Origin of the sequence: Brevibacterium sp. R8603A2, assembly GCF_023072605.1 — a bacterium.
Taxonomy (GTDB): domain Bacteria; phylum Actinomycetota; class Actinomycetes; order Actinomycetales; family Brevibacteriaceae; genus Brevibacterium; species Brevibacterium pityocampae.
Genome location: NZ_JALLGN010000006.1, coordinates 54,009 through 67,067, shown reverse-complemented (window position 1 = coordinate 67,067; position 13,059 = coordinate 54,009). Strand labels below are relative to the sequence as shown.

Annotated in this window: 13 protein-coding genes; 5 read left to right on the top strand and 8 right to left on the bottom strand. The window is 72.8% G+C overall.

Annotation, left to right across the window (positions count from 1 at the left end; all coding sequences use genetic code 11):
• Positions 1-219: 219 nt before the first annotated feature.
• Positions 220-1,464 carry an FAD-dependent oxidoreductase gene (locus tag MTQ12_RS07425; protein ID WP_247425530.1) on the top strand — a complete coding sequence of 415 codons (1,245 nt, stop codon included), beginning with the start codon at positions 220-222 and terminating at the stop codon, positions 1,462-1,464.
• Positions 1,465-1,474: 10 nt separating this feature from the next.
• Here MTQ12_RS07425 and MTQ12_RS07420 read toward each other — a convergent pair whose 3' ends face one another.
• The 6 genes from MTQ12_RS07420 to MTQ12_RS07395 form a co-directional block, all read right to left on the bottom strand.
• Entirely contained in the window at positions 1,475-1,927 is a 453-nt protein-coding gene (locus tag MTQ12_RS07420) for an NAD(P)H-dependent oxidoreductase (RefSeq protein WP_247425527.1), read from the bottom strand.
• Positions 1,928-2,112: 185 nt separating this feature from the next.
• Complete coding sequence (locus MTQ12_RS07415; RefSeq protein WP_247425526.1) at positions 2,113-3,693, bottom strand: polyamine aminopropyltransferase; 1,581 nt, start codon at positions 3,691-3,693, stop codon at positions 2,113-2,115.
• A 20-nt stretch (positions 3,694-3,713) separates the two neighbouring features.
• Positions 3,714-4,139, bottom strand: a complete 426-nt coding sequence (locus MTQ12_RS07410) for a DUF350 domain-containing protein (protein WP_247425524.1) — start codon at positions 4,137-4,139, stop codon at positions 3,714-3,716.
• A 110-nt stretch (positions 4,140-4,249) separates the two neighbouring features.
• Positions 4,250-4,831 carry a hypothetical protein gene (locus MTQ12_RS07405; RefSeq protein ID WP_247425522.1) on the bottom strand — a complete coding sequence of 194 codons (582 nt, stop codon included), beginning with the start codon at positions 4,829-4,831 and terminating at the stop codon, positions 4,250-4,252.
• Positions 4,828-5,478, bottom strand: a complete 651-nt coding sequence (locus MTQ12_RS07400) for a DUF2617 family protein (RefSeq protein WP_247425520.1) — start codon at positions 5,476-5,478, stop codon at positions 4,828-4,830. The genes MTQ12_RS07405 and MTQ12_RS07400 overlap by 4 nt, the downstream gene beginning before the upstream one ends.
• Position 5,479: 1 nt before the next feature.
• Positions 5,480-6,097 (bottom strand): DUF4178 domain-containing protein, encoded by a 618-nt coding sequence (locus tag MTQ12_RS07395; protein ID WP_247425519.1) that lies wholly within the window; start codon positions 6,095-6,097, stop codon positions 5,480-5,482.
• 190 nt (positions 6,098-6,287) lie between these two features.
• Between MTQ12_RS07395 and MTQ12_RS07390 the strand changes: the two genes are divergently transcribed.
• Positions 6,288-7,166 carry a Sir2 family NAD-dependent protein deacetylase gene (locus tag MTQ12_RS07390; RefSeq protein ID WP_247425516.1) on the top strand — a complete coding sequence of 293 codons (879 nt, stop codon included), beginning with the start codon at positions 6,288-6,290 and terminating at the stop codon, positions 7,164-7,166.
• Between the two features lie 50 nt (positions 7,167-7,216).
• Positions 7,217-7,840 (top strand): TIGR03085 family metal-binding protein, encoded by a 624-nt coding sequence (locus MTQ12_RS07385; RefSeq protein WP_247425514.1) that lies wholly within the window; start codon positions 7,217-7,219, stop codon positions 7,838-7,840.
• A 136-nt stretch (positions 7,841-7,976) separates the two neighbouring features.
• Here the strand turns inward: MTQ12_RS07385 and MTQ12_RS07380 are convergent, their stop codons facing one another.
• Positions 7,977-8,231, bottom strand: coding sequence for a hypothetical protein (locus MTQ12_RS07380; protein WP_247425512.1), 255 nt, complete (start codon positions 8,229-8,231; stop codon positions 7,977-7,979).
• Positions 8,224-8,916: a DUF1707 domain-containing protein gene (locus tag MTQ12_RS07375; protein ID WP_247425511.1), complete on the bottom strand. Its 693-nt coding sequence runs from the start codon at positions 8,914-8,916 to the stop codon at positions 8,224-8,226. The genes MTQ12_RS07380 and MTQ12_RS07375 overlap by 8 nt, the downstream gene beginning before the upstream one ends.
• A gap of 110 nt (positions 8,917-9,026) precedes the next feature.
• Between MTQ12_RS07375 and MTQ12_RS07370 the strand changes: the two genes are divergently transcribed.
• Positions 9,027-12,368: a DNA polymerase III subunit gamma and tau gene (locus tag MTQ12_RS07370; protein WP_247425508.1), complete on the top strand. Its 3,342-nt coding sequence runs from the start codon at positions 9,027-9,029 to the stop codon at positions 12,366-12,368.
• Entirely contained in the window at positions 12,365-12,970 is a 606-nt protein-coding gene (gene recR / locus MTQ12_RS07365; RefSeq protein ID WP_137318120.1) for a recombination mediator RecR, read from the top strand. Before MTQ12_RS07370 ends, recR begins: the two co-directional genes overlap by 4 nt.
• The last annotated feature ends 89 nt before the right edge of the window (positions 12,971-13,059 follow it).

Genomic DNA, 13,059 nt, shown 5'->3' with positions numbered 1-13,059 from the left:
GGGCCGAGCGACCACCAGGTCGCCCGGCCCGTTCGGCATTCATCGCAGAATCCTCCATGCGCCCCACCGCAGGGAACCGTCGGCCGGGCGATCATGCCCCACCGGGGACCGCGCCCGTCGACTTCGTCGATCCACCGAACCCCGGGCCCGGACCGACTAGGCTGGATCCCGTGGCGCGAGCCGCGCCGCGCGCATGCGCACAGATGAAGGAGGTCAGCGATGAGCGAGGTCATCGTCATCGGTGCCGGCGCTGCCGGGCTGCGAGCCTCGGCGCTCCTCGCCGGGGCCGGGCACAGCGTGAGCGTGCTCGAGGCCGCGGACCGCGTGGGCGGCCGGATCGGCGGGCGCACCGTCGGCCCCTTCCGTCCCGACCACGGCTTCCAGCTCGTCAACCCCGCCTACCCGGCGCTCCGCGAGGCCATCGATGTCGACGCGCTCGACCTCACCGCCTTCCCCGCCGGGGTGTCGGTGCGCACCGCGAAGTCCCGCGTCGTCGTCGCCGACCCCTCCCGGGAGCCGCAGCTCGCCTTCCGCACCCTGCGCTCGGGCCTGCTCTCCCCGCGCGAGATCCCGCGGCTCACCGCCCTGCTCGGCCGGGCACCGACCATCGACATCCCGTTGGCCGACTGGCTCGACGAGCACCGGATCACCGGACCTCTGCGCAACGCGGTGATCGAACCCTTCACCTCCGGGCTCGTCGCCCAGGACGCGCGCACCGCGAGCGCCCAGTACCTGCTGTGGCAGCTGAGGCTCCTCGCCTCGACTACGCCCGTGCTCCCGGCCGGCGGCATGCAGGCACTCGCCCAGGCGCTGGCCGCCGCGGCGCTGCGGGTCGGTGCGCAGGTGGAGACCGGCGTCCGCACCACCGGGGTGCGGACGACCGGCACCGGGGTCCGCATCGAGACGGAATCGGAGGTGCGCGAGGCCGCGGCCGTCGTCGTCGCCGCCGGACTCACCACCGACCTCGGCCTGGCGCTGCCGCCGGTGCGGACCCGCGGGATGACCACGTGGTGGTTCGCCGCCGACGAGCCGCCGCAGAAGCAGCGGCTGCTCGGCATCGACGGCCGGCATCCGCGCGGACCGGTGACCACGCTCGCCGAGGTCACCGCTCCCGTGCCCGAGGCCGCACCGCCCGGCCGTCATCTGCTCGCCGCCAACGTCCCCCTGGGGGAGACCGGGCCCGGTGGCGAGGCGGAGTACCAGGAGCCCACCGAGGGCGAGGTGCGCGCCGCCGCAGCCGACCTCTCCGGGGTGGACACCGCCCGGTGGGAGGTCGTCGCGATCGATCGTATCGCCCACGCCCTTCCGGCCTCCGGAGTCGGAGTGCTCGACCGGCGCGAGCCCACGCTCGACGGGCCGATCGTCGTCGCCGGCGACCGCTACCGGACGAGCTCGCACAACGGGGCGCTCGAATCCGGTGCCGCCGCGGCCCAATCGGTGAGCTACCTGCTCGGCTCCCGCTGAGGTCGGCGGCTCAGGCCATCGTCGTCGCGGCGACCGTGGCCGCCATCTCGGTCACCGCTGCGGTGTGCTCCTCGGTGACCTCCCCGGTGAAGACGACCGGTGCGCACACCTTCTCCCAGCCGTAACCGGTGGTGATCGACTCCATCGCGCGCTCCGCGCCGGTGGTGTCGTAGCCGCCGTGGATCCAGTAGGAGAACGGGCGGCCGGCGGTCTGCTCGCGGGTGGCGGAGTACGTCGTGTCGAAGAAGTGCTTGAGCGCCCCGGAGATGTAGCCGAAGTTCGCAGTGGTGCCGAGCACGAACGCATCGGCGGCGAGCACGTCCTCGACGGTCGCCTCGAGCGCGGCCTTCTCGACGAGCTCCACCCCGTCGAGCTCCGGCATGGTCAGCCCGGCGCGGGCGGCCTCGGCGAGCGCGGCGGTGGCATCGGAGGGCGAGTGGTGGACGAGGAGAACAGTGCTCATGCATCCACTCTACGCAGGGAGCGCGCCGCGGTCGATGGTCCCGGCGGCCTCCGTCCGGACGCCGCCGGCCTCCGGACGGACGCCGCCGGTGACCTGAAGGGTGCCGGCGGGCGCCTCGGCTCCATGTCCGGGCCCGTGGTGGAGTGATGTCCGGTCACCTGGGGGAGTGCGCTTGCCGAACGCGCTCAGTACCCCACCCACGCTCCGCGCTGCTGGTCGATCACCCGCGGGTGGAGGAGGGAGGACGGTTCGACCGTGCCGACGGAGGCGCGATCGCGGTCGGGTGGGAACACGAGTGCGGCGCGGGCCACCTCGGGGGTGAGGAAGCGCAGGTCGGACGGGGCATCGACGGGCACCTCGACCTCCGGCGCCTCGCCGGTCGCGGCGAGGAAGTAGCCCCAGTCGCCGAAGCTCGGGACATCGACGTGATAGGGGGTGGTGGCGAATCCGGCCTGCGCGATGCTCTCCCCGATGCCCCAGTACGCCTCGGGCGCGAAGAACGGGGACCCGGCCTGCACGACGAGCCGCGCCCCGGGGTTCATCGCGCGTTCGACGAGGCTGTAGAACTCGATGGTGTAGAGCTTCGAGGTCGACACGTCGTCCGGGTCGGGGAGGTCGGCGATGACGACGTCGTAGGCCCGGTCGTTCTCCTCCCGCAGCCACGTGAAGGCGTCGGCGGGCACGTAGTCGACCCGGCGGTCGGCGAACGACTCCCCGTTGAACTCGGTGAACGCCTCGTCCGTCCGGGCGAGCTCGACGACGGCGGGGTCGAGATCGACGAGCGTGACCTCCTCGACGTCGGGGTACCTGAGGATCTCGCGCAGGGCCATGCCGTCGCCGCCGCCGAGCACGAGCACCCGGTCACGCGGGCCGTCGAGCACCGGGTGCACGAGCGACTCGTGATAGCGGTGCTCGTCGTTCGAGGCGAACTGCAGGTCGCCGTTGAGGAACAGCCGGGTGTCGCCGGTGCGCGGGTGCCGGGTGACGACGATGTCCTGGTAGGCGCTGCGCTCGGCGGTGACGATCGGATCCCGGTAGATCTTCTGCCGCGAGGTCACCTCGATCGCATCCGTGTAGACCCAGGCGGCGGTGAGCACCCCGACGATGAGGACGAGGAGCAGGGTCAGCCCGGTGCGCACGCGGCGGGAGAGCTCGTGCCGGAACAGCCACACGACGATGAGGATGCCGGTGACGGCGTTGACGATCCCGACGGCGAGCACGCCGCGGGGCAGCCCGAGCAGCGGCAGCAGGAGGAACGGGAAGGCGAGGCCGCCGATGAGCCCGCCCACGTAGTCCACCGCGAAGAGGTCGGCGACCGCGGCCGAGGCGCGCTGGGCGCGGATGCGCTGGATGAGCTCCATGAGGAGCGGGATCTCCGCCCCGATGAGGACGCCGATGACGAAGGCGATGATGATCATCGCCGCGGTGTAGAGGTCGAGGTAGGCGAACGCGAGGTAGAGGGAGAGGACGGACAGGCCGCCGATGATCCCGAGCGCGGCCTCGATGAGGGCGAACGACACCGCGGCGAGATGGGTCAGCCGCTTGGTGAGGATCGATCCGACGCCCATCGCGAAGACCATGACCGACAGCACGATCGAAGCCTGCACGATGGTGTCGCCGAGCAGGAACGAGCCGAGCGCCACGAGTGCGAGCTCGTAGACCATGCCGCACGAGGCGCACAGGAAGACGGCGAAGAGGACGAGGAATCGCGCCGGCCCGGGGCGCACCGGCAGGCGCATGGACTCCGGGTCGGCGGCGGTGCTCACGGAGGTCGCGGGTCAGCCGATCACAGGAGGGCGGAGGCCATGATGATGGCGATGCCGAAGTGCGCCGAGGCGTTGACCCACACCGCGGGGTGGACGGTCTCGGAGTGGACGATCTCACCCAGCCGGCCCGGGGTCAGGGCGTCGACGATGAGGAAGCTCGCCGCCATGATGATGATCCCGATGACGCCGTAGACGATCGTCGAGACGAGCCCCCAGACGAGGTCGCCGGCACTCGCGCGGATCGCGACCGCCACGATGATCGCCACGCCGAGCAGGTTCGAGGCGACGAGGATCGAGGCGTTCCGGGACTTCTCCGTCCACAGCAGCTCGTGGAGCTTGCCGGGGGTGATGAGGTCGACGACGCCGTAGCCGACGAGCATGAGGAGCAGCCCGGCCACCGCGTACGCCAGGACGACTCCGGATTCGATGAGGAGGGGGACGATCATGATGGGCCTTTCGGACGGTGGATGTCAGCTGAGGTGGTCGGGTGCCGGGTGCCCGGCGGTGGTCGCTGCGGCTGTGTGCTCGGCGATTCCGGCGGGTGCGGGAGTGCCGGTCATTTGCCGGTGCCCGAGCCGCCGCCGCGGTAGCCGGAGCCGCCGCCGTAGTTCGAGTCGGAGCCGGAGGAGCCGCCGCCGAAGATGAACGGGAAGAACCAGAATCCGCCGCCTCCGCCGGAGCGGGAGGAGGAGTCGCACCCGACGTAGGTGTAGTTCTCGCCCTGCTTGTCGTAGTCGCCGCGGTTCGGGGCGCTGACGTACTCACCGTCGACGAGGTCGTAGTCGCCGCACTGCGCCGAACCCGACGTCGCCGAGCTCGAGCACGAGCCGATGAGCGAGAGCAGGAGAAAGAGGACGACGAGCAGGCCGATGATGCAGCCGCAGCCCTTGCCGCCGCGCTTGGCCGACTCGTTCTCGCCCGGCGTCCATGCCTGGTGGCCGCCGCCGGAGCCGCCGCGGCGGTTCTCCGCATCGAAGTCGAAGCCCCGGCCGCTCATCGTCACCCGGGGGCGGCCGGGTCCGGACTGCCGTGGGCCCGACCGGCCACGGTCGGACTGTCCTGGGCTGGGCGGGCCGGAACCGGGGAGCGGGATGCGGTCGCCGGGCCCGGACTGCGGGTTCGGGGGCGGGGAGCTCATATCGAGACCTCGCTCGGTCGAGCCGGGCACGGGTGGGCGCCGGCGGTCGGTCGGAAGGCGTGCTCGAGGCCGGTGAGGGTGGTGCGGGTGTGCACGATCTCACCGTGCTGCGGGTAGCAGTGCCAGGTCTGCCAGGACAGCGCATCGCCCACCCGCTGCGTGCCGTCGGCTCCGGCCTCGGCCCCGGCTCCTGCCTCGGTCCCGGTGGCCGCGGAGGGACCCAGGGCGAGCGCGGTGACGGCGCCGGGATGCCCGGGGAAGGACACGACGGCGTGGTGCTCGGCGCCGCGTGTGGCCCGGACGATGTCGTCGACCGCGGTGAGGAACCGGTCCGCCGCCACGTGCTCGACGCGGGAGCGGAAGTCGTGGACCCCGGCACCGGCGATCCCGGCGGTGAGCCGGCTGTCCGGCAGCGCCGGGGCGGAGCTCGGCAGACAGGCGAGCGTCTCGATGAAAGCGGTGCCGCCGCCGCTGACGATCACCTGGTGGGAGCAGCCGAGCACGGCGAGCTCCACCCGCAACGCCCGCCCGGAGCCCGCGGTGAGGTGGGCGACGGTGCTGTGGACGGACGGGAGCCGGCCCTGCGTGAGGGAGAAGGTGAGGTCGGCCGCCGCGGTGTCGGCGAACGGGACTTCGACGGTGTGCATCTCAGCTGCCCGGATAGATCGTGAAGGAGCCGGGGGCCACCGGCTGCCCGGTGCTGACCTCCCAGCGGCCGTGGTCGAAGCGCTCGAAGGACAGATGACGGCCGTCACCGGCCTCGTAGTCGACGTAGTCGAGCGCGCCCTGTGGCCGCAGCCCGGTGGTGCCCTCGGAGCGGTAGGTCGCGGTGCCGTGCTCGACGAGCGTGTACGAGGTGCCCTCGAGGTCGATCTGCTCGGAGCGCGGCTCGATGTCGAGGTCCGGGCGGTCCTTCCAGATCGAGAGCTGGAGGTCGGGGTCCTCCTCCACGGTGAGCCACTGCCGCTGGGCGTTGCCGTCGGCCTGGAAGAAGTGCTCCGCCCAGGTGTAGCCGCCCTCCGCGATCCGCAGGGTGCCGCGCACGAAGTGCTTCTCCGAGCCGAACTCAAGGATGTCGCCGGCGTGGATCTTCAGCGGGTCCCCGCCGGTGTCCTGCCCGGGCGCGAACGGGTCGTGGGCGCGCGGCCCGGCATCGACGTGCACCGGGCGATCGGAGGCGCGCATCCGCTTGACGACGAGGATGATCACCAGCACGATCCCGATGACGATCACGGCGGTGACGAGGGTGGAGAGGAAGTCTCCCATGACGGCTCCGGTCGGGTTCGGGGGCGGCTGACAGAGCCAAGACTACAGTGCGGAGCGGACACGGGGACGGGGTCCGTGTTGCGGTCCTGGAACGCGTGCGGACAACCGCTGAGGCCGTAGGCTGGACTGGGATCCCGAACACGGGGACCGGCGGCGGACGAGCGCCGCACATCGACGCGGAGGAGGGTGCATGGGAGTCGTCCGGGATCCGCTGCGCGGACGGGCGCGCCCCGCTCCGGAGCACACCGACGAACAGATCGTCGCCGCCATGACCCCGATCCCACCGCAGCGGTGGGCGGTGCTCACCGGTGCCGGGATCAGCACTGATTCGGGCATCCCCGACTACCGCGGGCCCGGTTCCCCGGCGCGGACCCCGATGACCGTGCAGACCTTCCTCTCGCACCCCGCACAGCGCGCGCGGTACTGGGCACGCGGTTGGATCGGCTGGAAGCGGATGACTGCGGTCCACCCGAACGCCGGGCATCGTGCGCTCGCCCGGATCGCACCGCTGGGGATCATCACGCAGAACGTCGACGGCCTCCACCAGGCGGCCGGCTCGGAGCCGGTCATCGATCTCCACGGGCGCCTCGACCGGGTGGTGTGCCTCGACTGCGGACTCACGCTCGGCCGGGACCGCGTGCAGGAGGAGCTCGACGCGCTCAACCCCGATTTCCTCGCCGAGCTCGCGGTGTCCACGGAGACGCTCGAGACCGCTCCGGACGGCGATGTCGAGCTCGAGCACACGGCGGGCTTCCGGGTCTACGACTGCCCGCGCTGCGGCGGGCTCCTCAAGCCCGATGTCGTGTACTTCGGGGAATCGGTGCCCCGCCCGCGGGTCGACGCGGCCTTCGCCCTCGTCGAGGAGGCCTCGGGCCTGGCGGTGCTCGGCACCTCGCTCGCGGTGCACTCCGGGCTGCGGTTCGTGCGCGCGGCCGTCAAGGCCGGGATGCTGGTGGTCGTCGTCACCGACGGCCCGACGCGCGCCGATGAGCTCCCCGTGCTGCGCTCGATCAGCCGCGTCGCCGATTTCCTCGCCGTCTGGGAGAGCGCGCTGGAGGGCGCAGGCTGATCGCAGCCCGCCGCGTCGACAGGCGCCCACGGGCAGGGCAGACTGGACGGATGACGAACTTCGCCCGCTCCGAGCGCCGCTCCCTCGCCGCCCTGCTCCGCACCGTCGGCCCCGATGCCCCGACACTGTGCGAGGGGTGGACGACCCGGGACCTCGCCGTGCACATCGTGATCCGCGACCGTCGGCCGGACGCCCTCGTCGGCAATGCGTTCCCCGCGCTCGCAGGGAAGTCGCAGCTCCTGCAGGAGCGGGCCGCCGGCGCCGAGGCGGAACTCACCGCACTGCCCTGGGAACAGCTCGTCGGCCGTGTGGCCGAGGGTGCTCCGGTCTGGAACCCGGCGAGCTGGGGTCCGGTGGACCGGCTCATGAATACTGCGGAGTTCCTCGTCCACCACGAGGACGTCCGCCGCGCCCAGCCCGGTTGGGAGCCGCGCGACCTGCCCTGGGAGCTCCACTCCCGCTGCTTCGCGCTCGTCAAGGCGATGATCCTGCCGGCGAGCCTCAAGTCCGGCACCCACCTCGTGGTGGAGGCGCCCGGGTTCGGGACGACCTCGGCCGGACGCACCGGCGCGGCCTCGACCACGCTGCGCGGCACGCCGGTGGAGCTCCTGCTGCGGCTGTTCGGCCGCGACGAGCATGCGCGGGTCGAGGTCAGCGAGTCCGCGGCGGACTGAGCCCGCGCCTCGGCTCCGCGACGGCACGGGACATGCCCGGACGCGGATCCTGCCGGATGCGGGCACGCCGGGCGGGGGTCCTCATCGGATGTGGGGGCCTGTCGGATGCGGGGACTGTCGGGACCGGTGGCGGCGCTCAGTAGCGCGGACCGCGGTCGGTGTCCTCGTGCGGCTCCTCGGGACCCTGCGGGGACCCGTCGGGGGTGTCGTCCGTGGTGTCGTCGTCGACGAAGTGGGGCGTCGTCTCCTCCGCCCGGTCACCGGGAAGGTGCGAGCCGATGTAGGAGTCCGGCCGGTTCATCACCCGGAAGATGAGGTAGCCCCCGCCGAACAGCGCCACTGCGAAGAACGCGATGACGATGAGGACGACCAGGATCTGGGGCTCATCCATTCCCGCTGCTCTCCAGCCGTTTGCGTTCGAAGTAGCCCGCGTGGCGGGCGGTGAAGGCGCCCATGCCCATCGAGCCGTGCACGCGGACGAGGGGCTTGCCCGGCTGCGGGTCGGCGGCGACCTTCGAGCGCACGGTGCCCCAGCTGGAGCTCAGGCGATCGATGTTGACGCCCCAGTCCTCGGGTACGACGACCACGGCGTTGCCCATGCCGCCGGAGACCTCGACGTCGATCTCGGGCAGGTCGGTGGTCGCCTCGAGGAAATTCACCTCTGCGGTCGCCCCGACGGCTTCGAGCCGGATGAAGGGCGGGGGAGTCCAGCGGCCCTTGCGCTTGGCGTTGTCCCAGGAGGCGCGCAGGACGAGCGGGTCGAAGGGGTGGTGACCGGGGGCGTCGGATGCCCCGGGTGCGGCCCGCGGCGGACGCTGGGTCGGGCGGATCCGATCCGAGGGCGGAGGCACCGGCAGGTCGGCGACGATCGCGTCGAGGTCGACGTAGAACTTCGCGGCCGCGGTGAGTTCGATCCGCTCGGTGAGCTCCTCGGTGGTGAGGCGGCCTTCGCCCGCGGCCTCCCGCAGCACCTCGATGACCTCGTCGCGCTCGGCGTGGCCGATCCGCATGGTCCGGGCCGGGTCGGCCGGCGTGTTCTCGGGAGGTTCGGGGGAGCGGGCGGGGGGTGTCGTCATGGGACCATCCTGCCCGAGGCGGCGGGCCGCCTCAAGCATTCGCGGCGGGCGGCCGGGCGCGGATCAGCGTTCGGTGGGCCGTGTCCGCGGCACCCAGTAGGGTGGTCGATGTGTCCACCGCACTGTATCGCCGCTACCGCCCGGAGTCCTTCGACGAAGTCATCGGACAGGACCATGTCACCGGGCCGCTCCAGGCCGCCATCGACAACGGCCGCATCAACCATGCCTATCTGTTCTCCGGCCCGCGCGGCTGCGGCAAGACCACCTCGGCGCGAATCCTCGCCCGCTGCCTCAACTGCGAGCAGGGGCCCACTCCGCAGCCCTGCGGTGAGTGTCCCAGCTGCCGCGACCTCGCCAACGGCGGCCCGGGCTCGCTCGACGTCGTGGAGATCGACGCGGCCAGCCACAACGGCGTGGACGATGCCCGCGACCTGCGCGAGCGTGCGGTCTACGCCCCGGCGCGCGACCGGTACAAGGTGTTCATCCTCGACGAGGCGCACATGGTCACCACCCAGGGCTTCAACGCCCTGCTCAAGCTCGTCGAGGAGCCGCCGGAGCACGTGAAGTTCGTGTTCGCGACGACGGAGCCGGAGAAGGTCATCGGCACCATCCGCTCGCGCACCCACCACTACCCGTTCCGGCTCGTCCCCCCGGAGATCCTCACCCGCTACCTGTCCGAGCTCTGCGAACGGGAGTCGGTGCCGGTGGGCAAGGGTGTGCTGCCGCTCGTCGTGCGCGCCGGCGGCGGCTCGGTGCGCGACTCCCTGTCCGTGCTCGACCAGCTCATGGCCGGCTCCACCGCGGACGGCATCGACTACCGGACGGCGGTCGCGCTGCTCGGCTACACCCCGGACTCGCTCCTCGGCGACATCGTCGACGCATTCGCCGCCGGCGACGGCGCCGGGGTGTTCCGGGTCGTCGACCGGGTCATCGAATCCGGTCAGGACCCGCGCCGCTTCGTCGAGGACCTGCTCGAGCGGTTCCGCGACCTCGTGGTCATCGGCGCGGCCCAGGAGCACGCGGCGGCATTCCTGCCCGAGGTGCCCGCGGACCGGCTCGAGCGGCTCGTCCAGCAGGCCCGTATCTACGGACAGGCTGAGCTGTCGCGCGCCGCGGACCTCCTCAACACCGGGCTGACGGAGATGTCGGGGGCGACCTCGCCGCGTCTGCAGCTCGAACTCATGTGCGCCCGCATCCTGCTCCCCGGTGCGGAGGACTCCCGCCGCTCAGCACTCTCCCGGGTGGAGCGGCTCGAACGACGGATCGGCATGACCCCCGCCGGCGTGGTTCCGGGCAGCGCGATCCCTGCAGCATCGGAAGCCGGCGGTTCGGGTGCCGGAGGCGCGGCCGGCGGTGGAACGGTGGCCGGCGGGGCCGGAGCCGGTGGTCCGGTTCCCGGACGACAGGCCGGGTCCCCGGGCCCGGCGGCCACGGGCCCCGGTGCGCCGGAGGAGACCGCGCACGGCCGGGGCATGACGCAGCAGGCGGGCCGACCCACCACCCCCGCGGCCCGGCAGGTCGATGACGCGCTGGGCGACTTCGCGGCAGCGGCGGCCGCAGCCGAATCCTTCCTCGAAGAGGACTCCGCCGGGCCCACGCCGACGGCCCGACCGGCCGCACGTGCCGGAGCGAGCGTGGATGCCGGGTCGGGCGTGGATGCCGGGCCGGCCTCGAGCGGCGGACGGACTGCGAATGATGGGGCGCCGTCCGGCGGGCAGCCTGCCCGCGGCGAGCCCTCGTCCCGTGCGGAACAAGCACCTGCCCCTGCCCCTGCGCCTGCACCTGAGCCTGCGCCTGCACCTGCGCCGGGGCCGGGTGCGGCACGCGCAGCAGATCCGGCTGCGAGCCGGGCGGATTCCGTCCGGCGGGGAGAGCCCGCAACCGGCGCGCAGGGACCAGCGGCGCCCCCGCGCCAGGAACAGGGCGAGGCGCCGGAGCGCTCGACGGAGCGTTCACCGCAGCCGGCGGCGCAGCAGCAAGGGGCCGCACCACAGCGGCCGACCTCGCAGCAGCAGCCGGGTCCGCGGGCCGCGGAGCCTGCGGCTCCCGGTGCCGCGGCGGGTGCGGAGATCGATGCGATCCGTCGCGCCTGGCCGGACATCCTCGAAGCCCTCGGTCGGCGGAGCAAGCTCGCGCGCGCCATCGTGAGCTCGAACGCGGTGCCGCAGGCCTTCGCCGCCGGCGTCCTCACCCTCGGCTTCAACAACCAGGGCTCGGTCTCCGGGTTCACCCGCGGAGCCAACGCTGTGAAGCTCGCCGAATCCGTCGCCGAGGTCCTCGGCATCGAGGCCCGCGTCGAGGTCGGCGAGGTCGGCGCCACCGTCGGCCGTACCGCGCCGGGACCCAGCGGCGAGCCGAACCGCGGTCCGGCCGCGCGCCGGCCCAGCCGTGAGGAGGTCGACTCGGTCGTCGGCCCGCGCGAGGCCGACCGCGAGCCCGTCGACCACGACCGGTTCTGGCAGACCCCACCCCCCGCGGGTGCCTGGAGCACCGAGGGCTCCGGCGACGACGACGCGGAGGGCGACCCGCCGGCTGACCACTCGATCGACGCCGATCATGGGCCCGGCGCGGGCTCCGACCTCGCGCCCGGGGACTCCGACCTCGCACCCGGGGACTCGGACCCTGCTCCCGGGGAGACCGCCGCGCTCGAGGGTGGGCGCGAATCGGACCCTGACACCGGACCCACCGGTGCGGACCCTGCAGACGGTGGGTCCCCTGACAGCAGGGTGCCTTCCACCGGAGACGAGCGCGCTCGGGACTCCGCGCCTGTCGAGGGCGCCGCAGAGGCCGGCGGCGAAGGAGGCACCGAGGACGGCGGACCGGCCGGCGGCGGGCAGACCGACAGTGGACTCCACATGGAGAGCATGGCCAGGGACGTCGACACCAGCGCCGGCAGCGGTGCGGTCGACGCTCCCTTCGTCGCGGTCCCGCCTCCCTCCGACATCCCGGACTACCCCTACGACGAGGACTACGGCGAGCCCTACGACGAGCCCGATCACGGCGACGGTCCGGGTGAGCCGGGGCCGCCCGGAGCCCGCCGGGTCGGCCCCAACGACGCCGACCCCGCAGGCGCGGGCGCCCCGGACACCGGCTCCGGCGACACCGATATCGCAGGCGGCCTCGACGACGACCTCGACTTCCTCGGGGCCTACGCGGACCCCGACATCGCGTTCACGAGCAACACCGGGACCGAACCGGCCCCTGGCGAAGCCGCCCGGGACGATTCCGAACCCCCTGCCGACCACCGGTTCGCGCACCTCGCCGCCCGCCGCGGCCAGGGTTCCGCACCCGCCGCCGCACCCGCACCCGCCGAACCGGAGCCCGACCCGGTGGAGAACTACGTCGACTACGACACCGAGGGCGACATCGACATCAGCGAGGCGCCGGAGTTCGGCGTGCCCGTGGTCGAGCGCCTCCTCGGCGGCGTCGTCATCGAGGAGGTCAACGAATGAGCATGCTCTACGAAGGCGCCCTGCAGGACCTCGTCGAGGAGTTCGGCAAGCTCCCCGGGATCGGTCCGAAGTCCGCTCAGCGTCTCGCCTTCCATGTCCTGCAGAGTCCGTCGGAGGACGTCGAGGCGCTGAGCTCGGCGCTCACCGAGGTCAAGAAGCGCGTGCGCTTCTGCGAGACCTGCGGCAATGTGTCCGAGGACACGCAGTGCGTGATCTGCAAGGACCCGCGCCGCGATCAGACGCTCATCTGCGTCGTCGAGGAGCCCAAGGACGTCGTCGCGATCGAGCGCACCCGCGAGTTCCGGGGCCTCTATCACGTGCTCGGCGGGTCGATCGACCCGATGGCCGGAGTGGGCCCCGACGATCTGCGGATCAAGGAGCTCCTGCCCCGCCTCCAGTCCGGCGAGGTCACCGAGTGCGTCATCGCCACCGACCCCAACCTCGAGGGCGAGGCGACCGCGACCTACCTCGTGCGGCTCCTCTCGAGCGTCGGCATCACGGTGAGCCGTCTGGCCTCGGGCCTGCCCGTGGGCGGTGACCTCGAGTACGCCGACGAGGTCACCCTGGGTCGCGCCTTCGAGGGCCGCCGCTCCGTCACCTGAGCCCGCACCTCGGCTCCGGCCGCCCGCCTGTCGCGGCCGAGGACGACCGCGCACAGGTGGGCCGGGATCGATCGCGCGCAGGTGGGCCG

Bases quoted from the DNA above. Each gene is read 5' to 3' on its own strand.
- MTQ12_RS07395 (WP_247425519.1), bottom strand. From the start codon at position 6,097: ATGGGAGACTTCCTCTCCACCCTCGTCACCGCCGTGATCGTCATCGGG.
- MTQ12_RS07390 (WP_247425516.1), top strand. From the start codon at position 6,288: ATGGGAGTCGTCCGGGATCCGCTGCGCGGACGGGCGCGCCCCGCTCCG.
- recR (WP_137318120.1), top strand. From the start codon at position 12,365: ATGAGCATGCTCTACGAAGGCGCCCTGCAGGACCTCGTCGAGGAGTTC.
- MTQ12_RS07405 (WP_247425522.1), bottom strand. From the start codon at position 4,831: ATGAGCTCCCCGCCCCCGAACCCGCAGTCCGGGCCCGGCGACCGCATC.
- MTQ12_RS07425 (WP_247425530.1), top strand. From the start codon at position 220: ATGAGCGAGGTCATCGTCATCGGTGCCGGCGCTGCCGGGCTGCGAGCC.
- MTQ12_RS07385 (WP_247425514.1), top strand. From the start codon at position 7,217: ATGACGAACTTCGCCCGCTCCGAGCGCCGCTCCCTCGCCGCCCTGCTC.
- MTQ12_RS07410 (WP_247425524.1), bottom strand. From the start codon at position 4,139: ATGATCGTCCCCCTCCTCATCGAATCCGGAGTCGTCCTGGCGTACGCG.
- MTQ12_RS07375 (WP_247425511.1), bottom strand. From the start codon at position 8,916: ATGACGACACCCCCCGCCCGCTCCCCCGAACCTCCCGAGAACACGCCG.
- MTQ12_RS07380 (WP_247425512.1), bottom strand. From the start codon at position 8,231: ATGGATGAGCCCCAGATCCTGGTCGTCCTCATCGTCATCGCGTTCTTC.
- MTQ12_RS07400 (WP_247425520.1), bottom strand. From the start codon at position 5,478: ATGCACACCGTCGAAGTCCCGTTCGCCGACACCGCGGCGGCCGACCTC.
- MTQ12_RS07420 (WP_247425527.1), bottom strand. From the start codon at position 1,927: ATGAGCACTGTTCTCCTCGTCCACCACTCGCCCTCCGATGCCACCGCC.